The sequence below is a fragment of the Streptomyces sp. NPDC021224 genome (genome assembly GCF_044332905.1).
In the GTDB taxonomy this organism is placed as follows: Bacteria; Actinomycetota; Actinomycetes; order Streptomycetales; family Streptomycetaceae; genus Actinacidiphila.
On sequence record NZ_JBIRPW010000014.1, the window covers coordinates 76,796 to 98,610 of the forward strand.

At 74.2% G+C, this 21,815-nt stretch carries 22 protein-coding genes; 11 read left to right on the plus strand and 11 right to left on the minus strand.

The genetic code is table 11. The features are described from left to right. The first annotated feature begins 38 nt into the window (after positions 1 to 38). Positions 39 to 659 (plus strand): TetR/AcrR family transcriptional regulator, encoded by a 621-nt coding sequence (locus ACH4PY_RS28225; protein WP_398188809.1) that lies wholly within the window; start codon positions 39 to 41, stop codon positions 657 to 659. Positions 660 to 804: 145 nt separating this feature from the next. Here ACH4PY_RS28225 and ACH4PY_RS28230 read toward each other — a convergent pair whose 3' ends face one another. Both ACH4PY_RS28230 and ACH4PY_RS28235 read right to left on the minus strand, forming a co-directional pair. Further along, positions 805 to 1,269 (minus strand): MaoC family dehydratase, encoded by a 465-nt coding sequence (locus tag ACH4PY_RS28230; RefSeq protein ID WP_398188812.1) that lies wholly within the window; start codon positions 1,267 to 1,269, stop codon positions 805 to 807. A 102-nt stretch (positions 1,270 to 1,371) separates the two neighbouring features. Beyond that, positions 1,372 to 2,490 carry an LLM class flavin-dependent oxidoreductase gene (locus ACH4PY_RS28235; protein ID WP_398188815.1) on the minus strand — a complete coding sequence of 373 codons (1,119 nt, stop codon included), beginning with the start codon at positions 2,488 to 2,490 and terminating at the stop codon, positions 1,372 to 1,374. 253 nt (positions 2,491 to 2,743) lie between these two features. Between ACH4PY_RS28235 and ACH4PY_RS28240 the strand changes: the two genes are divergently transcribed. The 3 genes from ACH4PY_RS28240 to ACH4PY_RS28250 all read left to right on the plus strand — a co-directional run bounded on the left by ACH4PY_RS28240 (position 2,744) and on the right by ACH4PY_RS28250 (position 7,207). Further along, entirely contained in the window at positions 2,744 to 3,511 is a 768-nt protein-coding gene (locus ACH4PY_RS28240; protein WP_398189119.1) for a helix-turn-helix domain-containing protein, read from the plus strand. Positions 3,512 to 3,583: 72 nt separating this feature from the next. Next, positions 3,584 to 4,330 (plus strand): SAM-dependent methyltransferase, encoded by a 747-nt coding sequence (locus ACH4PY_RS28245; protein ID WP_398188818.1) that lies wholly within the window; start codon positions 3,584 to 3,586, stop codon positions 4,328 to 4,330. A 123-nt stretch (positions 4,331 to 4,453) separates the two neighbouring features. Continuing rightward, positions 4,454 to 7,207 carry a penicillin acylase family protein gene (locus ACH4PY_RS28250; RefSeq protein ID WP_398188822.1) on the plus strand — a complete coding sequence of 918 codons (2,754 nt, stop codon included), beginning with the start codon at positions 4,454 to 4,456 and terminating at the stop codon, positions 7,205 to 7,207. 112 nt (positions 7,208 to 7,319) lie between these two features. On the opposite strand, the gene ACH4PY_RS28255 is transcribed toward ACH4PY_RS28250, so the two are convergent. Next, on the minus strand, positions 7,320 to 8,615 hold the full coding sequence (locus ACH4PY_RS28255) for a serine-threonine protein kinase (RefSeq protein ID WP_398188825.1): 1,296 nt from the start codon (positions 8,613 to 8,615) through the stop codon (positions 7,320 to 7,322). Positions 8,616 to 8,917: 302 nt separating this feature from the next. On the opposite strand from ACH4PY_RS28255, the gene ACH4PY_RS28260 reads away from it, so the two are divergent. The 4 genes from ACH4PY_RS28260 (at position 8,918) to ACH4PY_RS28275 (ending at position 13,072) form a co-directional block, all read left to right on the plus strand. Further along, complete coding sequence (locus tag ACH4PY_RS28260; RefSeq protein ID WP_398188829.1) at positions 8,918 to 9,715, plus strand: SDR family oxidoreductase; 798 nt, start codon at positions 8,918 to 8,920, stop codon at positions 9,713 to 9,715. After that, positions 9,712 to 11,367, plus strand: coding sequence for an AMP-binding protein (locus ACH4PY_RS28265; protein WP_398188832.1), 1,656 nt, complete (start codon positions 9,712 to 9,714; stop codon positions 11,365 to 11,367). Before ACH4PY_RS28260 ends, ACH4PY_RS28265 begins: the two co-directional genes overlap by 4 nt. Before the next feature lie 72 nt (positions 11,368 to 11,439). Next, a complete protein-coding gene (locus tag ACH4PY_RS28270) occupies positions 11,440 to 12,072 on the plus strand; it encodes a TetR/AcrR family transcriptional regulator (RefSeq protein WP_398188834.1) in 633 nt (210 codons plus the stop codon). Positions 12,073 to 12,091: 19 nt separating this feature from the next. Next, the gene (locus ACH4PY_RS28275) at positions 12,092 to 13,072 is read left to right on the plus strand and encodes an NADPH:quinone oxidoreductase family protein (RefSeq protein WP_398188837.1); all 981 of its coding nucleotides are present in this window, start codon (positions 12,092 to 12,094) and stop codon (positions 13,070 to 13,072) included. 46 nt (positions 13,073 to 13,118) lie between these two features. Here the strand turns inward: ACH4PY_RS28275 and ACH4PY_RS28280 are convergent, their stop codons facing one another. Together ACH4PY_RS28280 and ACH4PY_RS28285 are read right to left on the minus strand one after the other, a co-directional pair. Continuing rightward, positions 13,119 to 14,336 carry an acyl-CoA dehydrogenase family protein gene (locus ACH4PY_RS28280; protein WP_398188840.1) on the minus strand — a complete coding sequence of 406 codons (1,218 nt, stop codon included), beginning with the start codon at positions 14,334 to 14,336 and terminating at the stop codon, positions 13,119 to 13,121. 5 nt (positions 14,337 to 14,341) lie between these two features. Further along, a complete protein-coding gene (locus ACH4PY_RS28285) occupies positions 14,342 to 15,409 on the minus strand; it encodes a phosphotransferase family protein (RefSeq protein ID WP_398189122.1) in 1,068 nt (355 codons plus the stop codon). Positions 15,410 to 15,556: 147 nt separating this feature from the next. Here ACH4PY_RS28285 and ACH4PY_RS28290 point away from each other — a divergent pair, with 147 nt between their 5' ends. Beyond that, the gene (locus ACH4PY_RS28290) at positions 15,557 to 16,894 is read left to right on the plus strand and encodes a glucarate dehydratase family protein (RefSeq protein ID WP_398188843.1); all 1,338 of its coding nucleotides are present in this window, start codon (positions 15,557 to 15,559) and stop codon (positions 16,892 to 16,894) included. Positions 16,895 to 16,973: 79 nt separating this feature from the next. Here the strand turns inward: ACH4PY_RS28290 and ACH4PY_RS28295 are convergent, their stop codons facing one another. The 5 genes from ACH4PY_RS28295 to ACH4PY_RS28315 all read right to left on the minus strand — a co-directional run bounded on the left by ACH4PY_RS28295 (position 16,974) and on the right by ACH4PY_RS28315 (position 19,644). Then, entirely contained in the window at positions 16,974 to 17,486 is a 513-nt protein-coding gene (locus ACH4PY_RS28295) for a gluconokinase (RefSeq protein ID WP_398188845.1), read from the minus strand. A 121-nt stretch (positions 17,487 to 17,607) separates the two neighbouring features. Next, positions 17,608 to 17,934, minus strand: coding sequence for a DUF202 domain-containing protein (locus ACH4PY_RS28300; RefSeq protein ID WP_398188848.1), 327 nt, complete (start codon positions 17,932 to 17,934; stop codon positions 17,608 to 17,610). Beyond that, complete coding sequence (locus ACH4PY_RS28305; RefSeq protein WP_398189125.1) at positions 17,931 to 18,326, minus strand: YidH family protein; 396 nt, start codon at positions 18,324 to 18,326, stop codon at positions 17,931 to 17,933. The genes ACH4PY_RS28300 and ACH4PY_RS28305 overlap by 4 nt, the downstream gene beginning before the upstream one ends. A gap of 86 nt (positions 18,327 to 18,412) precedes the next feature. Beyond that, on the minus strand, positions 18,413 to 18,571 hold the full coding sequence (locus ACH4PY_RS28310) for a hypothetical protein (RefSeq protein ID WP_398188853.1): 159 nt from the start codon (positions 18,569 to 18,571) through the stop codon (positions 18,413 to 18,415). Continuing rightward, positions 18,568 to 19,644: a hypothetical protein gene (locus ACH4PY_RS28315; protein ID WP_398188855.1), complete on the minus strand. Its 1,077-nt coding sequence runs from the start codon at positions 19,642 to 19,644 to the stop codon at positions 18,568 to 18,570. The genes ACH4PY_RS28310 and ACH4PY_RS28315 overlap by 4 nt, the downstream gene beginning before the upstream one ends. Before the next feature lie 29 nt (positions 19,645 to 19,673). Between ACH4PY_RS28315 and ACH4PY_RS28320 the strand changes: the two genes are divergently transcribed. Next, complete coding sequence (locus ACH4PY_RS28320; RefSeq protein WP_398188858.1) at positions 19,674 to 20,003, plus strand: hypothetical protein; 330 nt, start codon at positions 19,674 to 19,676, stop codon at positions 20,001 to 20,003. A 14-nt stretch (positions 20,004 to 20,017) separates the two neighbouring features. Here the strand turns inward: ACH4PY_RS28320 and ACH4PY_RS28325 are convergent, their stop codons facing one another. Further along, positions 20,018 to 20,578 carry an NUDIX domain-containing protein gene (locus ACH4PY_RS28325; protein ID WP_398188861.1) on the minus strand — a complete coding sequence of 187 codons (561 nt, stop codon included), beginning with the start codon at positions 20,576 to 20,578 and terminating at the stop codon, positions 20,018 to 20,020. Positions 20,579 to 20,637: 59 nt separating this feature from the next. On the opposite strand from ACH4PY_RS28325, the gene ACH4PY_RS28330 reads away from it, so the two are divergent. Next, positions 20,638 to 21,603, plus strand: a complete 966-nt coding sequence (locus ACH4PY_RS28330; RefSeq protein ID WP_398188864.1) for a pirin family protein — start codon at positions 20,638 to 20,640, stop codon at positions 21,601 to 21,603. The last annotated feature ends 212 nt before the right edge of the window (positions 21,604 to 21,815 follow it).

The following is a 21,815-nucleotide window of genomic DNA, read 5'->3' on the forward strand; positions in this document are numbered from 1 at the left end:
GACCGGCCGTGCCGACGGGTCCAAGGAGCGTGCGAGCGATGAGTGCGGAGGCGGCAACCGGCGAGGCGTGGGCGGACGTCACCCCCGACGCCGCCAGGCGGCTGGTGATCGCCGCGGTGGAGGCGTTCGCCGAGCGCGGTTACCACGCCACGACCACCCGGGACATCGCCGGGCGGGCCGGGATGAGCCCCGCGGCGCTCTACATCCACTACAAGACCAAGGAAGAGCTGCTCTACCAGATCAGCAGGGTCGGCCATCTGCGCTCGCTGGCGATGCTGGGCGAGGCGCGCGACGGTGGCGGCAGCGCCGCCGACCGGCTGGGCTCGGCGGTGAGCGCCTTCGTGCGCTGGCACGCCGAGCACCACACCACCGGCCGGGTCGTGCAGTACGAGCTGGGCGCGCTCGCCGAGGACCACTACGCCGAGATCGTGGTGCTGCGGCGGCAGAGCGAGGACGCGATCCGTACGATCATCGCCGACGGTGTGGCCGCCGGGGAGTTCGACGTTCCCGAGGTGGCGGGCACCACGCTGGCCGTGCTGTCGCTGTGCATCGACGTGGCCCGCTGGTTCAACCCCGCCGGGCGCCGTACGCCCGACGAGGTCGGCGCGCTGTACGCCGACCTCGTGCTGCGGATGGTGGGGGTGGAGGGCCGGGTCTGACCGGCAGGTGCCGGGCGGCTGCCGGGTACGGCGCCGCTGTCGGGTACGGCGCGGCTGTCGGGTACGGCGCGGCTGTCGGGTACGGCGCGGCTGTCGGGTACGGCGCGGCTGTCGGGTACGGCGCCGCTGTCGGGTACGGCGCGGCTCACAGGTAGAAGCGCGCCACCGTCTCCGCGACGCACACCGGCTTCTCCTCGCCCTCGCGCTCGATCGTCACCGTGGTGACGACCTGGAAGCCGCCCTTCGCCTCCGCCACGTCGGCGACCACCGCCGTCGCGCGCAGCCGCGAGCCGACCGGCACGGGGGCGGGGAAACGCACCTTGTTGACGCCGTAGTTGACGCCCATCCGCACGCCCTCGACCCGGAAGAGCTGCGGCGTCAGCGACGGGATGAGCGACAGCGTCAGGAAGCCGTGCGCGATGGTGCCGCCGAAGGGGCCCTGCGCCGCCCGCTCCGGATCGACATGGATCCACTGGCGGTCGCCGGTCGCCTCCGCGAAGGCGTCGACGCGCTTCTGCTCGATCTCCAGCCAGTCCGTCCAGCCGAGCTGTTCACCGACGGCGGCCCGCAGCTCGTCGGGCGAGGCGAAGACGCGGGGCTGCTGGGACATGGGCGGGGCCTCCGGGCGGTGACGGGTTCGCGGACCGGCGCGCCGGGCCGGTCCCGGGGGTTTCCAAGCGCTTGCTCAGCATGGTTCCGGTGCCCCTGGCTGTCAACGCCGCCCGGCGCCCGGCGCGTCCGGCACGGTCCGGGTGAGCCGCGTGTCCGGCACTGCGCGGCCGAGCAGCGCGTCGAGTGCGGGCCGCAGCGCGACGAGCCGGTCGAGCTGCCCGAGCTGCCCGGCGATGTCCGGCACCGCCATGCGCAGCACCAGATGCCGCGCGCCCTGCGCCACGTAGCGGCCGAGCTTGTCCACGACGGCCTCGGGCGTGCCCGCCGCGAGGGCCTGGATCTTCGCCATCTCCGTGAGCGGCAGCCCGTAGTTGGCCCGCGCGTACGCCTCCAGGGCCGCCTGCCCGCCGTCCGCCGCGTCGGTGAGCAGGACGTTCACGAAGAGGGCGGGGGTGAAGGGCGCCGCCCCGCGCCCCTCCCCGGCCGCGGCGGTACGGATGGCGGCGAGGCCCGTGCCGTAGTCCGCGGGGTCGGGCGGGTAGGGCATCCAGCCGTCGTAGAGGCGCCCGGCGCGGGCCAGCGCGGCGGGGGTGGCGCCGCCCAGCCAGACCGGCGGGCCGCCCGGCCGGAAGCTGCGGATGCCGGGCGCGACGTCGTCGAAGCGCAGCACCTCACCGTGGTAGGTGACCGGGCCCTCACCCGTCCACAGCCGCCGCCACAGCTCCACCGTCTCGTCCAGCCGCCGGAAGCGGCGCGGCCACGGCGTGCCCGCCATCGCGTAGACGGGCTGCCCGAAGCGCCCGGGGAAGCCCGCGCCCACCCCCAGCACCAGCCGCCCGCCGGACAGCAGGTCGACCGAGGCGATCGTCTGCGCGGCCTGCACGGGTGTGCGCAGCGCGGGCAGCAGGGCCCCCGTGCCGAGCGTGACGCGCTCCGTCACGGCGGCGAGCGCGGCGAGCGTGCTGAGGGCTTCGAGCCGCGGGGTGAGCAGCGAGTCGGTGACCCAGAGGGAGTCGAAGCCGGTCCGCTCGGCCCGTACGCCGAAGGCGACGGCCTCTCGCGGATCCGTCCCGGCGTTCCACTGCGCGGCGGTGCTGGGCACGAAGACCCCGAGGCGGACGCGGTCGGTCCCCGCCCAGGGGCCGGATCCGTAGTCCGGGTCCGGGACCGGGGCCGGGACGGTGAGCGCGGTGTGCTGATCGGTGAGTACGCGTGTCATACCGCCGATCGTCGGGAGCCGCGGGCATGCCCTCAATTCCCGGCAGGGAATGGCCGGTGCGACCCGGCCCGGCTAGAAAGGACCCGTGGACGCCCCTCGCAACACCCTTCCCCCGTCTGCCCGGCCCCCCGGTGAGCCGCCGCGCGCCGCCCGCGGAGCCGCTCAAGGCGCCCGCGCCGGGCGGCATCCCTCGGCCCGGACCGGCGGAGGCCCGGCCGCCGCGGGCGCCACCCCAGGGCGCCCCTCCGCCGGCCTGACCTTCTCCGAGGCGCTGCGCGCCAGCCGCACCCGGCGGCGGCTGAGCCAGCTGGAGCTGGCGCTGCGCGCCGGGACCACCCAGCGGCACATCAGCTTCATCGAGAACGGCCGCTCCACCCCCGGCCGCGCCCTCGTCGCGCGCATCGCCGACTCGCTCGCGCTGCCGCTGCGGGAGCGCAACGGGCTGCTGCTGGCGGCCGGTTACGCGCCCGTCCACCCGCAGCGCGACCTCGCCGACCCCGCGCTGGCCCCGGCCCTGGAGGCGCTCGACCACATCCTGACCGGCCATCTGCCCTACCCGGCGATCGTCGTCGACCGTTACGGGGACCTGGTCGGCGCCAACTCCGCCTTCGGTGTGATGACGGAGGGCTCGGACCCCGGACTGCTCGGCCCACGGGCCAACATCCTGCGGCTGGCGCTGCACCCGGCGGGCATGGCCCCGCGTATCCGCAACTTCCCGCAGTGGGCCCGGCACGTCATCGAGGCGCTGCGCGAGGAGCAGCGGCGCAACCCCGACGACCGGCTCGCGGCGCTGTACGACGAGCTGGCGGGGTACGTGCCCGCGCCCGGCGAGGGCGCCGACGCCGCGCTGGGCTTCACCGTGCCCATGGAGCTGGACTCCGTCTCGCGCGGTCCGCTGCGCCTGATGACGACCGTCGCCGTCTTCGCCACCGCGGCCGACGTCACGATCGCGGAGCTGAAACTGGAGGCCTTCCTGCCGGCCGACCGCGCCACCGCCGACGCCTTGCGGCAGGATTCCTGACACAGCCGAGTACCAACCCGAGCAGCAACCTGAGCACGAGCACGAGCACGAGCCCGAAGGCCGAGGAACCGCATGAGCCTGCGCCACCACGAGATCGCCGAGTCCCGGCACCGCATCCTGAACCCCTTCAACGAGGAGAAGCTGATGCTGCTCGGTGACATCTGCGGGCTCGGCAAGGGGCAGCGGCACCTCGATCTGGCCTGCGGCAAGGGCGAGATGCTGGTCCGGTGGGCGGAGCGGTACGGCACGACCGGCACCGGCGTCGACCTCAGCGAGGTCTTCCTGGCCGCGGCGCGCGAGCGGGCCGCGGAACTCGGGGTCGGCGACGCGGTGGAGTTCGTCCGCGGCGACGCGGGCGCGTACGAGGCGGAGCCCGGGGCGTACGACGTCGTGTCGTGCGTCGGCGCGACCTGGATCGGCGGCGGCCTGACCGGCACGATCGAGCTGCTGCGCCCGGCGCTGCGGCCCGGCGGGCTGATGCTGATCGGCGAGCCGTACTGGAACGAGCCCGCGCCCGAGGGCGCCCTGGAGGCGAACGGGGTGGCGGCCGACGACTTCACGTCACTGGTCGGCACGCTGGACCGGTTCGAGGCGGCGGGCACGGAACTGCTGGAGATGGTGCTCGCCGACGGCGACAGCTGGGACCGTTACGCCGCCGGGCAGTGGTTCGCGATCTCCGACTGGCTGCGCGACCACCCGGCCGACCACCGCGACGCCGCCGACATGCGCGCCTTCCTCGCCCACGCCCGCCGTACCCACCTGGAGTGGAACCGCCGCTATCTGGGCTGGGGCGTCTTCGTGCTGCGCGCGGCGGGCTGAGTCCGGCACCGCACGGCCCGCCGCGGCGAGTTGTGGGGATGTCGAAAAGCTGACGCATGTTCATCTTCCGGGCTGGGATAACCGGCGGTAACCTCCGCGCACCGGCTTCCGGAAGGAGCAGACATGCCGCTACGGACCCCACGACGGATCGGCAGAATCGGCGTGCTCAGAACGGCCGCCGCGAGCGCCCTCCTCGCGCTCGCGGCGACCCTTGTGGCCCCCACGTCACCGGCCGCGCACGCCGCCGACACCAACGACTACTGCGCGGGCCAGTGCGCCGACATCCTGCCGCCCGGCGAGAACGGCAACGCCACCCTTGCCGACATCCTCGCCAACAAGGCGCTCGGCACCCGCCCCGCGCACACCGCCGACCAGCTCGGCCCCTACGCCGCGCTCGCCGACGGCTACCCCACCCTCACCGACGCGACGATCACCAAGTTCTTCAACGACGCCTCCTTCGGCGTCCCCGCGGGCCAGGTGGCCTCGGTCAGCAGCCCGCGCTCCGACGTCACCATCACCCGCGACAAGGCCACCGGCGTCCCGCACATCAAGGGCACCACGCGGTCCGGCACCGAGTTCGGCGCCGGATACGCGGCCGCGCAGGACCGGCTGTGGCTCATGGACCTCTTCCGGCACGTCGGACGCGGCGAGCTGTCGTCCTTCGCCGGCGGGGCCGCCGCCAACCGCGGCCTGGAGCAGGAGTTCTGGCGCCAGGCACCGTACACCGAGGCCGACCTCCAGGCGCAGGTCGACTGGCTCGCCAACAACTCCGGCACGCGCGGCCAGCAGGCACTCGCCGACGCGCAGGCCTACGTGGACGGCATCAACGCCTACATCACCGCCTCGAAGAACGGCCGCTACTTCCCCGGTGAGTACGTGCTGACCGGCCACGTCGACGCCATCACCAACGCCGGCACCATCGAGCCCTTCCAGCTCACCGACCTGATCGCGCTCGCCTCCGTGGTCGGCGCGCTGTTCGGCACCGGGGGCGGCGGCGAGGTGCAGTCGGCGCTGTCGCTGCTGGCCGCGCAGCAGAAGTACGGCGTCGCGCAGGGCACGAACGTCTGGGAGTCCTTCCGCGAGCGGGACGACCCCGAGGCGACCTCCACCGTCCACGACGGCACCAGCTTCCCGTACGCGGGCAAGCCCGCCACCGCGCAGGGCGAGGCGCTGCCCGACCCCGGCTCCGTCACCGCCGAACCGCTCGTCTACGACGCGACCGGCGGCGCCACCCTGGCCACCACCAAGAGCCCGGGCGTGCTGCCCGGCAACCTGTTCTCCACCAAGAAGGGCATGTCCAACGCCCTCGTGGTGAGCGGAGCGCACACCGCCAGCGGCCACCCGGTCGCCGTCTTCGGCCCGCAGACCGGCTACTTCGCGCCACAGCTGCTGATGCTCCAGGAGCTCCAGGGCCCCGGCATCAGCGCCCGCGGCGCCTCCTTCGCGGGCCTGGGCATGTACGTCGAGCTGGGCCGCGGCCAGGACTACGCCTGGAGCGCGACCTCGGCGTCCCAGGACGTCACCGACACCTACGCCGTCGAGCTGTGCCAGGACGCCACGCACTACCTCTTCCACGGCCAGTGCACCGCCATGGAGAAGCTGGAGCGCACCAACTCCTGGAAGCCCACGCTCGCCGACTCCACGGCGGCGGGCTCCTACCGTATGCAGATCTGGCGCACCGCCTACGGCCCGGTCGAATACCGCGCCACGGTGGGCGGCAAGGCGGTCGCCTACACCCAGCTGCGCAGCTCCTACCGGCACGAGGCCGACTCGATCATCGGCTTCCAGGAGCTGAACGACCCCGGGTTCGTCCACGACCCGGCGTCCTTCCAGGCCGCCGCGCAGGACATCAACTACACCTTCAACTGGTTCTACGCCGACTCGCAGCACACCGCCTACTACAACAGCGGCACCAACCCGGTACGGGCGGCCGGTGTGGACGCGTCCTTCCCGGTGTGGGCGCAGGCCGCCTACGACTGGCGCGGCTGGGACCCGGCGGTCAACACCGCCTCCTACACCCCGCCCGCCCAGCACCCGCAGTCCGTCGACCAGGACTACTACATCTCCTGGAACAACAAGCAGGCCCCGGGATACACCTCCGCGGGCTTCGGCAACGGCTCGGTGCACCGCGCCGACCTGCTGGCGGACCGCGTCAAGGTGCTCGTCCAGCACGGCGGGGTGACCAGGTCCGCGCTGGCCAAGGCGATGGACGACGCGGCGCTCACCGACCTGCGCGGCGAGGACGTACTGCCCGACCTGCTCCAGGTCGTCAACAGCGCGCCCGTCACCGACCCGCAGGAGGCCGCGGCCGTGCAGCAGCTGACGGCCTGGCAGGCGGCGGGCACCAAGCGGCACGAGACCTCGCCGGGCTCGCACACGTACGCGAACGCGGACGCGATACGGGTCATGGACGCGTGGTGGCCGCTGCTCGTGCAGGGCGAGTTCCAGCCCGGCCTCGGCGGCGACCTGTACACGGCGCTCACCGACGACCTCACCGTCGACGAGTCGCCCTCCGCCGGGCACGGGCCGACGGGCTCGCACGCCGGAAGCTCCTTCCAGTACGGCTGGTGGAGCTATGTCGACAAGGATCTGCGCAAGGTGCTGGGGCAGCCGGTCGCCGGACCGCTGGCGCAGACCTACTGCGGCGGCGGGCAGCTCGCCGCCTGCCGCGACATGCTGCTGAGCACGCTCAAGCAGGCCGCCGCGGTGCCGGCCACCACCGTCTACCCGGGTGACGACGGCGGTTGCTCGGCGGGCGACCAGTGGTGCGCGGACTCCATCGTCCAGCGGCCGCTCGGCGGTGTCACCGACGACCGCATCAGCTGGCAGAACCGCCCGACCTACCAGCAGGTCGTGGAATTCCCCGCACACCGCTGAACCGCGCCTGAACCGGGCCTGATCTGCGCCTGACCCGCGACCGAGTCGCGGTGGAAGCGCGGCTGAACCGGTGGGCCGGCCTTCCGGGGCCGGCCCACCCCGCGTGCCCCGGCTACGCGATGAGCGCGCCCGCCCGCAGTGTCAGACGGGCCAGGTCCGGATGGCAGATGTCGCTGTGGGCGCCCGACGGCGGGCCGCCGTGGCAGACCGTCGCCGAGGCGTCGACGCCCACGCAGCCCGCGGGCGGGAAGCCCGTGCCGAGAGCGGCGGCCAGGGCCAGCGCGGGGGCGGCCGGCAGGCCGTGGAAGCCGTCGTGGCCCAGCGCGCCCCAGCGGTTGTCGCCCAGCAGGGAGCGGTCGTCGCCGGAGAGACGGGAGACCAGCGGGTAGAGGACGCCCAGCGCGGTGTCATGGCGGGAGTACCCGGCCACGACCGGCCCGTGCACCCGGTGCTGCACCCCGTCGAGCGCGCCGCCGGGGGAGAAGGCGGAGTGCGAGAAGGCCCCCTGGAGCAGGGTGACCGACGCGACGTTGTGCGCCGCGGGCGGCAGACCGGCCAGGGCGAAGGAGACCAGCCGGGCGCCGAAGCTGTGCCCGACCAGATGCACCCTCGTCCACGGCGCACGCTCCGCCAACTGGCCCAGGAACGGGCCGAGACCCGCCTTGCCTACCTTTCCCGCGCGGCCCTTCATCGTGAAATACGCCGCCTGGCGCAGCAGTTCGCGCGCCCCCGCCCAGATCCTGCCGCCCAGCCCGCCGAGCAGCGCCTCCGCGTCGCCCGCCGCGTCGTCCGCCCCGCCCACCGTCACGGCCAGCGCGTCGGCCAGTTCGCGGCACACCGCCTCCGGCTTGGCGGTGAGGAACGCGGGCAGCGCGGCCCCCGTCCCCTCCTCCGCGCCCTCGGCGGTGTCCTGCGCCAGGGCGGCGGACGCGGGCCCCGCGCCGGTCAGCTTCCGCACCAGACCGGCGAACTCCTCCAGCGCCTCCGGCCCGTCCGGCCGCTCCCGCAGCAGCTCCGCGATCCGGTCGGCCTCCGCGTCGTGGCCGGGCAGCACCCGTTTGAGGACGGCGATGTCCGCGAGGCCGGTGTCGCCGCCGGGCCCGGCGACCGCTCCGGTGTGCGGGAAGTCGGCGATCGGCTCGTCCGAGAAGCGCATGGACGGCCAGTGCACCCCCACGTACCCCGGGCGTACGGCGGGGAAGGCGGCCAGCAGCCCGGGGAAGGGCGCGTAGAAGCGGTCGTAGAGGCGGCAGGCGCTGGACAGGTCGTTGTTCCAGCCGTGGGAGAAGAGCACCAGGTCGGTGTGCCCGGCGGCCTGCGCGAGGAGCGCGTCGCGCTGCTCCGGGTCGGGATCGCCGTCGGCGTCGAAGGTCAGATCCCAGTACGGCCGCACGCTTTTCACGGTCATGGCTCCCCCTCGCCTGTCCCGGATCAGGGAAAGATCCGAGATTGTCCGCTCTGTTCCCAGCATCCCCACCTCCGGTCACCGCGTCCATCCCTCGGTCGGGTGAAACCTGGTCAATTTGCCGTTCCCGCGCAGGTCGTGGGCCCGCGGCGGTGCCGGATGGGGTACGGCGGCCGGGGCCCGGGCGTCCGCTCCCGCTCTCCCGCCGCCTCCGTCGCCCTCCCGTCCGGCCCTTCCGCATTGGGTGACCGACCGCTTAGTATGCGAACGGGGGAGAGGCCGGACGTCGAGTCGAGGGAGACACGATGGTGGTGGAAGCACTGCGCGGAGCGCGGGTGGTCGTCACGGGCGCGGGCGGCGGCATCGGCGCCGCGCTGGCGCGCGCCTTCGCGGCCGAGGGCGCGCGCGTGGCCGTCAACGACCTCGACGCGGCCGCCGCGCGCAAGGTCGCCGACGAGATCGGCGCCGCCGTCGTCGCCGGGGACGCCTCCGGGATCGTGCCCGCCGCCCGCACCGCGCTCGGCGGCGGCATCGACGTCTTCTGCGCCAACGCCGGTGTCGCGACCGGCGGCGGCCCCGAGGCCGACGACGCCGCCTGGGAGCTGGCCTGGGACGTCAACGTCATGAGCCATGTGCGCGCCGCCCGCGCCCTGCTGCCCGAGTGGCTGGAGCGCGGCGGCGGGCGCTTCGTGTCGACCGTGTCGGCCGCCGGGCTGCTCACGATGGTCGGCGCGGCGCCGTACTCGGTGACCAAGCACGGCGCCCTGGCCTTCGCCGAGTGGCTCTCGCTCACCTACCGCCACCGCGGTGTCCGGGTGCACGCGGTCTGCCCGCAGGGCGTGCGCACCGCGATGCTGGACGCCGCCGGACCGGCCGGCGAGCTGGTGCTCGCGCCCACCGCGATCGAGCCCGAGGACGTGGCCGGGGCGGTGCTGGCCGGGATCGCCGAGGAGCGGTTCCTGATCCTGCCGCACCCCGAGGTCGCCGGCTACTACGCGGCCCGCGCCGCCGAACCGGAACGCTGGCTCGGCGGGATGAACAAGCTCCAGCGCGCCTACGAGCAGGCGGCGGCGGGCCGCACCGGGAAGGGGCAGGACGCATGACCGGATACGCCGACCAGCCGTGGCTGCGGTTCTTCACCGAGGAGCAGCGCGAGGACCGCGACGTCCCGCCCTCCGTGCTGCACGGCTTCCTCGCCCGCGCCGCCGAGCACCCCGAGCGCCGCGCGCTCGCGTACTTCGACGGCGCCCTGACCTACGGCGAGCTGGACGACCTCTCCGACGGCCTGGCCCGCCACCTCGCCGACCGCGGCTTCGCCCCCGGCGACCGGCTCGCCGTCATGCTGCAGAACGTGCCGCAGTTCGTCGTGGCGCTGCTCGCGGTGTGGAAGGCGGGCGGCGCGGCGATCCCCGTCAACCCGATGTACAAGCGCGCGGAACTGGAGCACATCCTCACCGACGCGGGCGCCGCCGCCCTGGTCTGCTCCGAGAGCGCCTGGGCGGAATACGTGCGCGAGACGGTCGCGACGACGTCCGTGCGCATCGCGCTCACCGCGTGCGAGCGCGATCTGCAGACGCGGGACGACCCGCGTGTGATCACCGCGCCGCGGATGCCCGCCGACGACGCCCGGGACGTGCTCGCCGCCGCCCGCGCCGCCACCGGGCCGCGCCCGCACCTGCCCCTTCCGACGGCCGGTGACACCGCCCTGATCAGCTACACCTCGGGCACCAGCGGCCGCCCCAAGGGAGCGCTCAACACCCACGGCAACATCTCCTTCAACGCCCACCGCCAGGTGCGCGTCCAGGCGTTGCCCGCCGATTCCGCGGTCTTCGCCCTGGCGCCGCTCTTCCACATCACCGGCATGGTGTGCGAGCTGTCCGCGGCGCTGACCGGCGGCCACACCCTGGTGCTGGCCCACCGCTTCGAGCCCGGGGTCGTCCTCGACGCCTTCCGCGAGCACCGCCCGGCCTACACCGTCGGCCCCGCGACCGCCTACATGGCGCTGCTGGCCCGCCCCGACGCCACCCCCGAGGACTTCGCGTCCTTCCGGCTCATCTCCTCCGGCGGCGCCCCGCTGCCGCCCGCCGTCGTCGAGGCCTTCCGCGCGCGGGCCGGCGGCCTGTACCTGGCCAACGGCTACGGCCTGACCGAGTGCGCCGCGCCCTGCGCCAGCGTCCCGCCCGGCTACGAGGCGCCGGTGGACGCCGCGTCCGGCACCCTCGCGGTCGGCGTGCCCGGACCCGGCACCATGGTGCGGATCATCGACGACGAGGGCGCCGAGGTGCCCTTCGGCGAGACGGGCGAGATCGTGGTCAGCGGCCCCATGGTCGTCCCCGGCTACTGGAACCGGCCGGAGGCCTCGCGCGCCGCCCTCCCCGGCGGCGAACTGCGCACCGGAGACATCGGCTTCATGGACGCCGAGGGCTGGCTCTACGTCGTGGACCGCAAGAAGGACATGATCAACGCCTCCGGCTTCAAGGTGTGGCCGCGCGAGGTCGAGGACGTCCTCTACACGCACCCGGCGGTGCGCGAGGCCGCGGTCGTCGGCGTCCCCGACTCCTACCGCGGGGAGAGCGTGAAGGCGTATGTGAGCCTGCGCCCCGGCACCACGGCCGAGCCGTCCGACCTCGTGGCCTACTGCCGCGAGCGGCTGGCCGCGTACAAGTACCCGCGCGAGGTGGAAGTGCTGCCCGAACTGCCCAAGACCGCCACCGGCAAGATCCTGCGCCGCGAGCTGAAGGCCGCGGCCGGATGACGCGCTGACGGCCGGATAAGGTCCATAGCGGCCGCAACGGCTGAACGGGGAGCACGAGGAAGGGGCAGGCGGATGGCACGCGGGACGACGGGGGAAGGCGGCGGCACGGGGCGCACCGAGGGCGGCGGCCAGGCCGCGGCGGTGCCCGAGCGGCTGCTCGCCGAGGCCACCCGGCTCTTCGCCGAACGCGGCTACGACCGCACCTCCGTGCAGGAGATCGTCGAGGCCGCGGGCGTCACCAAGGGCGCGCTTTACCACTACTTCGGCTCCAAGGACGACCTGCTGCACGAGATCTACGCCCGCGTGCTGCGGCTCCAGACCGAGCGGCTCGACGCCATCGCCTCCCGCGGCACCCCGGTGCCCGAGCGGCTCGCGGAGGCCGCGGCCGACGTCGTCGTCACCAGCATCCAGAACCTGGACGACACCAAGATCTTCTTCCGGTCGATGCACCAGCTCAGCCCGGAGAAGCAGAAGGCGGTACGCGCCGAGCGCCGCCGCTACCACGAACGTTTCCGCTCGCTCGTCGAAGAGGGCCAGCGCGACGGCCACTTCCGGCCCGACCTGCGGCCGGACCTCGTCGTCGACTTCTTCTTCGGCTCCGTGCACCACCTCGGCACCTGGTACCACGCGGACGGACCGCTGTCCGCGCAGCAGGTGGCCGGCGAATTCTCCGACCTGCTGCTGCACTCGGTGCGGCGGTCCTGACCCTGACGGGAGCACCCGCGTGAAGGCATGGCGCGTCCACAGCAACGGCGAACCGCGCGAGGTGATGCGCCTCGACGACGTCCCGGAGCCCGAGCCCGGCCCCGGCGAGGTGCTGCTGCGGGTGCGCGCCGCAGGGGTCAACTTCCCCGACGCGCTGCTGTGCCGGGGCGAGTACCAGATCCGCCCGCCGCTGCCCTTCACCCCCGGCGTCGAGCTGTGCGGCGAGATCGCCGCGCTCGGCCCCGGCGTCACGGGTCTCGCCGAGGGCGACCGCGTCATCAGCACCGCCGCCCTGCCCGGCGGCGCCTTCGCCGCATACGCCGTCGTGCCCGCCGCGGGCGTGCTGCCCGCACCGGAGGCGCTGGACGACCCGGCCGCCGCGGTGCTGCACATCGGCTACCAGACCGGCTGGTTCGGCCTGCACCGCCGCGCCGCCCTGCGCCCCGGCGAGACCCTGCTCGTGCACGCCGCGGCCGGCGGCGTCGGCAGCGCCGCCGTCCAGCTCGGCAAGGCCGCGGGCGCGTACGTCATCGGCGTCGTCGGCGGCGAGGAGAAGGCGGCGGCCGCCCGCGCGATCGGCGCCGACCTGGTGGTCGACCGGCACACCGAGGACTTCGTCGCCGCCGTCAAGGAAGCCACCGGCGGCCGCGGCGCCGACGTCGTCTACGACCCGGTCGGCGGCGACGCCTACACCCGCTCCACCAAATGCGTCGCCTTCGAGGGCCGCATCGTGGTGGTCGGCTTCGCCGGCGGCACCGTCCAGACCCCCGCACTCAGCCACGCCCTGGTCAAGAACTACTCGATCCTGGGCCTCCACTGGGGCCTCTACGCCACCCGCGACCCGGAGTCCGTCCGCGCCGCCCACACCGAACTGACCGCCCTGGCCGCAGCCGGCACGGTCCGGCCCCTCGTCGCCTCCCGCCCGCTGTCCGACGCCCCGTCCGCCGTCCAGTCGGTCGCGGACGGCCGCACGGTGGGCCGGCTGGCCCTGGTGCCGTAGCCGCGCGTGCGGGCCCCGGTGTCGGCCGGGGCCCGCACGGACCGCGTCAGGAGCTGTGGCGGGCCAGTTCGCGACGCGCGAGGGAGCGGCGGTGGACCTCGTCGGGCCCGTCGGCGAGGCGGAGGCTGCGGGCGCCGGACCAGAGACGGGCGAGCGGGGAGTCCTGGGAGACCCCGGCGGCGCCGTGGGCCTGGATCGCGCGGTCGACGATGCGCTGGACGGTGGCGGGGGTGGCGATCTTGATGGCCTGGATCTCGGTGTGGGCGCCCTTGTTGCCGACGGTGTCCATCAGCCAGGCGGTCTTGAGGACCAGCAGCCGGAGCTGCTCGATCTCCACGCGCGAGTCGGCGATCCACTCCTGCACCACGCCCTGCGCGGCCAGCGGCTTGCCGAAGGCGACCCGCGCGGCGGCGCGGCGGCACATCAGCTCCAGCGCGCGCTCGGCCATGCCGATCAGCCGCATGCAGTGGTGGATGCGGCCGGGGCCCAGACGGGCCTGGGCGATGGCGAAGCCGCCGCCCTCCTCGCCGACGAGGTTCGCGGCGGGCACCCGTACGTCGTGGAAGACGACCTCGGCGTGGCCGCCGTGGTCGGCGTCGTCGTAGCCGAACAGCCGCATGCCGCGGCGTACCTCCACGCCGGGGGTGTCGCGCGGGACGAGGATCTGGCTCTGCTGGCGGTGCCGTTCGGCGGCCGGGTCGGTCTTGCCCATGACGATGAGGACGGCGCAGTCCGGGTTCATCGCCCCGGAGATGTACCACTTGCGGCCGTTGATGACGTAGCTGTCGCCGTCCCGTTCGATGCGGGTCTCGATGTTGGTCGCGTCGGACGAGGCGACGTCCGGCTCGGTCATGGCGAAGGCGGAGCGGATGTCGCCGGACAGCAGCGGCTCCAGCCACTCCTTGCGCTGCTCGGGAGTGCCGAACTCGGCGAGCACCTCCATGTTGCCGGTGTCCGGCGCGGCGCAGTTGAGGGCGGCGGGCGCCAGGAAGGGGCTGCGGCCGGTGAGTTCGGCCAGCGGCGCGTACTGCAGGTTGGTCAGGCCCGCGCCCAGCTCGCCGGGCAGGAAGAGATTCCACAGCCCCTGCCGTCTGGCCTCGGCCTTCAGCTCCGCCACGACCGGCGGCACGGTCCAGTGCGCGTCCGCCCCGGCCTGCTCGTGCTGGGCGGCGAAGACGGCCTCGGCCGGGTACACGTGCTCGTCGAGAAAGGCGCCGAGCTTCGCGCGCAGCTCCTCGGTGCGGGCGTCGAAGGCGAAGTCCATCGTGCTCAGTCCTCCTGGTGCGGGGCGGTGGTCTGCGTCGCGGCGCGGGGGCGGCGGCGGACGGTGCGCAGCCCCCGGTCGATGAAGAGCGGGACGACGGCGCCTATGCGGTCGAATCCGGCGCCGAGGGTCTGGCCGAGGGTCCAGCGGTAGTGGATGCCTTCGAGGATCACGGCGAGCTTGAAGTACGCGAACGCGGTGTACCAGTCGACGTCCGCTACGTCCCGTCCGGAGCGGCGGGCGTAGCGCTCCACGACCTCGGCGGCGTCCGGGTGGCCCGGGGCGCCGGAGGCGGTGGGGACGGGGAAGCCGGGGATGTCGTGCTGCTCGCCGTACATCACCAGCAGCCCGAGGTCGGTGAGCGGGTCGCCGAGGGTGGACATCTCCCAGTCCAGGACGGCGGTGAGGCGGTCGTCGGCGTCGAACAGCACGTTGTCGAGGCGGTAGTCGCCGTGCACGACGGCGGGCGCGGGGGAGGCGGGCAGGGCCCGGCCGAGCGCGGCGTGCAGCTCGTCGATGCCGGCTAGCTCGCGGCTGCGCGAGGCGTCCAGCTGCTTGCCCCAGCGGCGCAGCTGCCTGTCGAGGAAGCCCTCGGGCCGCCCGAAGCCGGCCAGGCCCACCGCGCCGGGCTCCACCGCGTGCAGATCGACCAGGGTGTCGACGAGGGTGAGGGCGACGGCCCTGGTGCGCTCGGGGCCGAGCGCGGTGAGCTGGTCCTCGGTGCGGTAGGGGGTGCCGGGGACGAAGTCCATGACGTAGAAGGGCGCGCCGACGACCTCGGTGTCCTCGCACAGCAGCACCGTGCCGGGCACCGGGACCGGGGTCGGGGCGAGCGCGCTGATCACCCGGTGCTCGCGGGCCATGTCGTGCGCCGTGGCCAGGACATGGCCGAGCGGCGGGCGCCGGACGACCCAGGTGCCGGCGCCGTCGGTGACCCGGTAGGTGAGGTTGGAGCGGCCGCCCTGCACCAGCTCGGCCCGCAGCTCCCCGGTCACGAGGCCGGGGCGGTGCTCGTCGAGGTGGCGGCGCAGCCGTTCGAGGTCCAGTCCCGGGGGGTGCTCGGTGTCGGTCATACGGGTCATGGGCTGATCGTACCGACTGGTCGGTATGGGGTCCAGTTCCCCGCGGCGACGGGCACGCGGCCGGTCCGCGGTAAGGACTCGCGTCCGGCCCGTACGCTGCGTTGACGACCTGCGCGGGCCCGCATAAGCTCCGGACCTATGGGTGAACGTGATTCATATATACAGACAGCTGGCCTCACCGGCCCCTCCACCGCGTTCACGATCGCCGAGGTGCGCCTGACCCCCATCCTCATCGCCGATCCGCCGCTGCTCAACACCCACGGCGTCCACCAGCCCCACACGCCCCGGCTCGTCGTCGAGATCGTCACCGCCGACGGTACGTCCGGCGTCGGCGAGACCTACGGCGACACCCGCTACCTGGACCTCGCCGCCCGGCTCGCCGCCGCCCTCCCGGGTCACCGGATCACCGATCTGAACGGCCTGTTCACGCTCGCCGAGCGGGTCTGCGGCCACGTCACCGGCACCTCCGACTCCGTCGCCGCGGGCGGTCTGCGCGGCGTCCAGACCGCCGACAAACTGCGCCTGTCGGTCATCTCCGGCTTCGAGGTCGCCTGCCTCGACGCGCTCGGCAAGACCCTCGGCCTGCCCGTGCACGCCCTGCTCGGCGGCAAGGTCCGCGACACCGTCGACTACAGCGCCTACCTCTTCTACAAGCTCGACGGCCACCCCCAGGGCCAGGGCGAGCCCGACGACTGGGGCGCCGCCCTCGACCCGGCCGGAGTCGTCGCCCAGGCCCGCCGCTTCGCCGACACCCACGGCTTCGGCTCCTTCAAGCTCAAGGGCGGCGTCTTCCCGCCCGAGCAGGAGATCGCCGCGATCCGCGCCCTGGCCGAGGCCTTCCCCGGCAAGCCGCTGCGGCTCGACCCCAACGGCGCCTGGTCGGCCGAGACCTCGCTGCACGTCGCCCGCGAACTGGCCGACGTACTGGAGTACCTGGAGGACCCGGCCGGCAGCACCGCCGAGATGGCCGAGGTCGCGGCGGGCACGGACGTGCCGCTCGCCACCAACATGTGCGTGACGACCTTCCCGGAGATCAAGGAGGCCTTCGCGCGCGACGCCGTCCAGGTGGTGCTGTCCGACCACCACTACTGGGGCGGCCTGCGCAACACCCAGCAGCTCGCCGCGGTCTGCCGCACCTTCGGCGTCGGCCTGTCCATGCACTCCAACACCCACCTGGGCATCAGCCTCGCCGCCATGACGCACGTCGCGGCCACCGTGCCCAACCTCGACTACGCGTGCGACTCGCACTACCCGTGGCAGACCGAGGACGTCATCACCGAGCGCCATGTCTTCACCGGCGGCGCCCTGACCGTCTCCGACCGGCCCGGCCTCGGCGTCGAACTGGACCGCGACGCCCTCAAGACGCTGCACCAGCGGTGGCTGGACGACGACGGCACGATGCGCGACCGCGACGACGTCGCCGCGATGCGCAAGGCCGACCCCGCGTGGCGCGCCCCGAGCGTGCCGCGCTGGTGACGCCGCAGCCCGCCGCCGTACGCCGTAAACGCTGCCGGGCTGCCGGGCTGCCGGGCTGCCGGACGGCGGGCTGCGCGGGTCAGCGCGGCAGCACGGCCAGCGCGCGCTCGGCGATCTCCGCGGGCCCGCCGTCCAGCGGTACGGCAGCCCCGGGCTCGTCCGCGTCCAGCGGCTCCAGCGCCTCGAACTGCGAGCCGAGCAGCCCCGCGGGCATGAAGTGCTCCGTGCGCGCCGCCAGCCGGGCACCGATCAGCTCCGGCGTACCGTCCAGGTGCAGGAAGAAGACCCCGGCCCCGGCGCCCCGCAGCCGGTCCCGGTAGCGGCGCCGCAGCGCCGAGCAGCTCACGACGCCGCCGCGCTCGCCGCGCCCGGCGATCCACCCGGCTATCGCGTCCAGCCACGGCGCCCGGTCGGTGTCGTCCAGCGGCTGCCCGGCCGCCATCTTGGCGATGTTCCCCGCCGGGTGGAAGTCGTCGGCCTCCGCGTACTCCACGCCCAGCCGCTCCGCGAGCAGCCCCCCGACGGTCGACTTCCCGGAGCCCGACACGCCCATCACCACGACCACCGCGCGCGCCGCCGGTCCAGCCGTCATCGCCCGTGCCTCCCTCGGTCACCGATCCGCCCGCGCAGCCGTACCGTCCGCGCGGCCCCTGCCCGGCGGCGTACTGCCCGCCCGGCCAATCACGGATACTACGCACCCTCCCGGGCAGGGCTCACCACACCACCGCGGCGCCGAAGACGGCGAGGGCGAGCATGCAGACCGCGACCGCGAGGGCGGCGGTGTGCGGGAGCAGACGCGGGCGGGGGGCGCCCAGCTGCTGGATGCGGTGGTGGGCGAGCCACAGGAAGGCCAGGAAGACCAGGGCCGCCAGCCCGACGGCGAGGGTGACGTACGCCGCGTCGCCGTGCAGCGCCTGGCGCCCGGCCAGGACCGCGACGACCGCGCAGCTCAGCGTGGTGCGCCGCCACGCCAGGCGGGTGCGCTCCGGCTGGAGCCCGGGGTCGCGGTCGGTCTCGACCGGCAGCCGCCGGGACGTCATCCGGCCCAGCCCGCGACCACCACACCGACCATGACCAGCGCGATCACCCCTATCAGCACCGCCAGCGCGGCGGGGAAGCGAGAGACCGGCAGGTTGGCGCCGCGCCGCATGGCCCGCTCGCACCGCACCCAGTGGTTGACCGCCCGCAGCGTACAGGCGACACCCCCGGCGAGCAGTGCGAGGGCGAAGGTCACCCGGGCCCAGTGCGTCAGGTGGTCGGTGAGGAACTGGTCGACGGCGAAACCGCCGCCGATGAGCGCGAGCGCGGTGCGGATCCAGGCCAGGAAGGTCCGCTCGTTGGCGAGCGAGAAACGGTAGTCCGGGGTCTCGCCCTCCTCCTGGACCCGGGCCGGCGCGAACCACAGCCGGACCGCGTCACGTGCGCCGCCCAGCCGGTCGAATACGCTCACCCGTCCACACTAAGCGGTGCCGCCCCGGCCCACCCGCGGGCCCCGCCCCCGGCCGCCCGCCACCGCTTTCACCTGCGACGACGCTGTATCGCCGCGTACACCAGCACGATCAGGGCGACGACCAGGACGACGGAGACCACGACGACGGCGGTGTGGTCGCCGCCGCCCGAATCCCGGCGCGGGGCGATGTCGGCGAGCAGGACGGCGGCGGTGCTGGTCGTGGTCATGGGGTGCCTCCGGCGGCAGCGGTGGTCGGGGTCGTCGGGGTCGTCGGGGCGGGGGCGGTGGGGGCGGCTTTCGGGCCCATGCCGAGGACGAGCATCAGCAGGACGGGGAATTCCAGGTAGGCGTGATAGCTGGCGAGCGCCGCGTAGACCGAGGTGCCCTGGTCGTAGTCGCTCACGAACAGCGCGGCGAGCGCGGCGCCCGCGCCCAGGCCCAGCGCCCACGCCCGGCGGGCGTTCAGCACCGGCACCCGCCGTTCGAAGGCCGCGGTCGCGTCGGGCGCGTAGCGCGGCATGAACCACACCCACACCAGGTAGTGCATGAGCGCCATGAACGCGAAGACGGTGACGAAGCGCAGTTCGGCGCCGCCGTGCAGCCACGCGGGCGGGGTGTACGTCGCCGACAACCGCCGGGTCCAGCCCGAACCCGCGCCCATCAGCGGATCGAACGCGCCCGCCAGGATCAGCACCGGGATCACCAGCACCCAGCAGGCCTGCACCGCCCGGAAGAGCCGGCGGCCCCGGCCCATGCCGCGCGACCACTCCCACAGGAAGAGCAGCGGCACCACGTTGTGCAGATGCGTGAGCACCACGAAGTGGTAGGCGGGGAAACTCAGCGAGGCCGTCGTCGCCGCCGCGATCACCGCGCCCGCCGCCGCCAGCACCCACGGGCGGTGCCGCAGCGCGTGCCCGCACGCCACCGCGAGCAGCCCGTACGCCAGCAGGATCTCGCCGTCGCGGGTCGCCGCCGAGGCGGGCAGCACCCGGCACAGCACGATGCCGGTGATCAGCGCGGCCAGCAGCCGCAGGAAGGCGCCGTGCAGCACCTGCTCGAAACGGCCCGCCATGTAGCGCAGCTCCAGCACGTTGTGCAGGATGCCCAGGCTCGCCAGCCCCACCACCGCGGTGCCCGCGGGCATCCGCAGCGACACCGCCAGCACCGCCACCGTCAGCAGCGCGAACCCGGCGACCGGCCCGACGCCCACCGCGCCCGCGCCCCGCGCCCCGCCGCCGCGGACCAGACTCCGGGCGTGCGGACCGCCCGCCGCGACCCCCGCTCCGACCGCACTGGCCATGGCTTCCCTCCCCGTGACACGATCCCGCCGTGTCCTATCCCGCGGCCCTCGCGCTCACCGTGGCGACCGAGGTGCCCGTCTGGACGGCCGCACTGACCGCCGCGTCCCGGACCCCGACAGGACGTACGGCGGCCGCCGCCGTGATCGTCAACTGTGTGACGCACCCGCTCCTGTGGTGGTTCCTCCGCCAGGTGCCGCTCGCCGCCTACTGGCCCGCCCTCGCCGCCGCCGAGGCCGCGGTGGTGCTGGCCGAGGGGTGGATGACGGCACGTCTGCTGCGGCTGCGCGGCCCCGCACCGTACGCGGCCTCGACCGCGGCCAACGCGGTGTCGGTGCTCGCGGGCCTGCTGCTGCTCTGAGGGCCCCCGGGGGATCAGCCCTGCTCTTGCTGCTCCGCGCGCCAGGCCAGCAGCCGGCGGTAGGCCTCCAGGCCGTCCGGCACCCACGGCCACTCGGTCAGCCGCCGGTCCAGCTCCTCCTGCGTCAGGAAGCCGTGCCAGGCGACCTCTTCCGGCTGCGGCGCCACCGGCAGGGCGCAGCGCACCTGGTAGACGGCCGACCACCAGCGGTGGTCGCCCTCCTCGTACAGGAACCGGAAGAGCGGCTCGGGCCGCGGCAGCCCGCTGACCCCCAGCTCCTCCTCGGCCTCGCGGAGTGCGGCCTCGTCGTAGGACTCGCCCGTGCCCAGCACACCGCCCACGAACAGGTCGTACATCGACGGGAAGACGAGCTTGCCCGCGGTACGCCGGTGGACGAAGACCCGCCCTTCGGCGTCCGTCACGAGCACGAACGCGGCGCGGTGGCGCAGACCGCGGGCGTACGCGTCGGCGCGCCGCGCCCGGCCCACGACCACGTCGTGCTCGTCGACGATGTCGATGACCTCGTCCGCGGAGAGCCCGCCCGCCGCCCCGTCCCCCTGAATGCCTTCGCTCATACGGCGATTCAACCACCCGCTCGCGCGCCCCGGCGGGCGGCCCGGTGCATGATCGACACATGAGCAACCTCGATGCGAAGCCCGCCGCCACCGTCTGCGGCGGCCGCCAGGACGTCTCCGCCGCCCCCGTCCACGAACTGCTCACCGCTCGCACCGTGCCGCTCGGCGAGAGCACGCAGGTGCGCAGGCTGCTGCCGAACCTCGGCCGGCGCATGGTCGGCGCCTGGTGCTTCGTCGACCACTACGGCCCCGACGACATCGCCCAGGAACCCGGCATGCAGGTGCCGCCGCACCCGCACACCGGCCTCCAGACCGTCAGCTGGCTGCACGAGGGCGAGGTGCTGCACCGCGACAGCCTCGGCAGCAAGCAGACGGTACGCCCGCGCGAGCTGGGCCTGATGACCTCCGGCCGCGGCATCTCGCACTCCGAGGAGTCCCCCCGCGACCACGCCCGCTACCTGCACGGGGTGCAGCTGTGGGTCGCCCTGCCCGGCACCGCGCTGGACATCCCGCCCGCCTTCGAGCACCACCCGCAGCTGCCCACCGTCACCGGCGGCGGCCTGCACGCCACCGTCATCCTCGGCGACCTCGACGGCACCGCCTCACCCGGCACCACCCACACCCCCCTGGTCGGCGCCGACCTCACCCTCCCCGAGGGCACCCGCGCCCGCCTCCCCCTCCAGCCCGACTTCGAGTACGCGGTCCTGGCGATGTCCGGCTCCGCCGATGTCGACGGCGTCCGCGTCACCCCCGGCTCGATGCTCTACCTCGGCGCCGGCCGCACCGAACTCCCGCTCCACGCCGACACCGACAGCTCCCTGATGCTGCTGGGCGGCGAGCCCTTCGCCGAACGCATCGTCATGTTCTGGAACTTCGTCGGCAGGTCAGGTGAGGACATCGTAGAGGCCCGCGAGGCCTGGCGCACCGGCACCCGCTTCGGCGAGGTCCACGGCTACGCGGGCCCCCGCCTGGAGGCCCCGGCCCTGCCCCCGACCCGGCTGAAGCCGCGGGGGCGGGTGCGGTGAGCTGGGGTTTTCGGGCTGTCGGCGCGATCCCCGACGTGCTCCGCCGCGGCGGGCACCGCGGCCCCGGGAGGGTACGCCGAAGCCGTGGCGGGGCCGTCGCGGACCCTGTCCGGAGGACCTTGGCGATTCCCTTGTGGGACCGGCTTTGACCTGGCATTCCAGGACTGATGCTGACCCGATGCTGAGTTTACTGACGTGTCATCAGATGACTC

Coding starts and splice junctions, on each gene's coding strand:
- ACH4PY_RS28225 (WP_398188809.1), top strand. CDS start 39: ATGAGTGCGGAGGCGGCAACCGGCGAGGCGTGGGCGGACGTCACCCCC.
- ACH4PY_RS28230 (WP_398188812.1), bottom strand. CDS start 1,269: ATGTCCCAGCAGCCCCGCGTCTTCGCCTCGCCCGACGAGCTGCGGGCC.
- ACH4PY_RS28235 (WP_398188815.1), bottom strand. CDS start 2,490: ATGACACGCGTACTCACCGATCAGCACACCGCGCTCACCGTCCCGGCC.
- ACH4PY_RS28245 (WP_398188818.1), top strand. CDS start 3,584: ATGAGCCTGCGCCACCACGAGATCGCCGAGTCCCGGCACCGCATCCTG.
- ACH4PY_RS28250 (WP_398188822.1), top strand. CDS start 4,454: ATGCCGCTACGGACCCCACGACGGATCGGCAGAATCGGCGTGCTCAGA.
- ACH4PY_RS28255 (WP_398188825.1), bottom strand. CDS start 8,615: ATGACCGTGAAAAGCGTGCGGCCGTACTGGGATCTGACCTTCGACGCC.
- ACH4PY_RS28260 (WP_398188829.1), top strand. CDS start 8,918: ATGGTGGTGGAAGCACTGCGCGGAGCGCGGGTGGTCGTCACGGGCGCG.
- ACH4PY_RS28265 (WP_398188832.1), top strand. CDS start 9,712: ATGACCGGATACGCCGACCAGCCGTGGCTGCGGTTCTTCACCGAGGAG.
- ACH4PY_RS28270 (WP_398188834.1), top strand. CDS start 11,440: ATGGCACGCGGGACGACGGGGGAAGGCGGCGGCACGGGGCGCACCGAG.
- ACH4PY_RS28280 (WP_398188840.1), bottom strand. CDS start 14,336: ATGGACTTCGCCTTCGACGCCCGCACCGAGGAGCTGCGCGCGAAGCTC.
- ACH4PY_RS28285 (WP_398189122.1), bottom strand. CDS start 15,409: ATGACCGACACCGAGCACCCCCCGGGACTGGACCTCGAACGGCTGCGC.
- ACH4PY_RS28290 (WP_398188843.1), top strand. CDS start 15,557: ATGGGTGAACGTGATTCATATATACAGACAGCTGGCCTCACCGGCCCC.
- ACH4PY_RS28295 (WP_398188845.1), bottom strand. CDS start 17,486: ATGACGGCTGGACCGGCGGCGCGCGCGGTGGTCGTGGTGATGGGCGTG.
- ACH4PY_RS28300 (WP_398188848.1), bottom strand. CDS start 17,934: ATGACGTCCCGGCGGCTGCCGGTCGAGACCGACCGCGACCCCGGGCTC.
- ACH4PY_RS28310 (WP_398188853.1), bottom strand. CDS start 18,571: ATGACCACGACCAGCACCGCCGCCGTCCTGCTCGCCGACATCGCCCCG.
- ACH4PY_RS28315 (WP_398188855.1), bottom strand. CDS start 19,644: ATGGCCAGTGCGGTCGGAGCGGGGGTCGCGGCGGGCGGTCCGCACGCC.
- ACH4PY_RS28325 (WP_398188861.1), bottom strand. CDS start 20,578: ATGAGCGAAGGCATTCAGGGGGACGGGGCGGCGGGCGGGCTCTCCGCG.
- ACH4PY_RS28330 (WP_398188864.1), top strand. CDS start 20,638: ATGAGCAACCTCGATGCGAAGCCCGCCGCCACCGTCTGCGGCGGCCGC.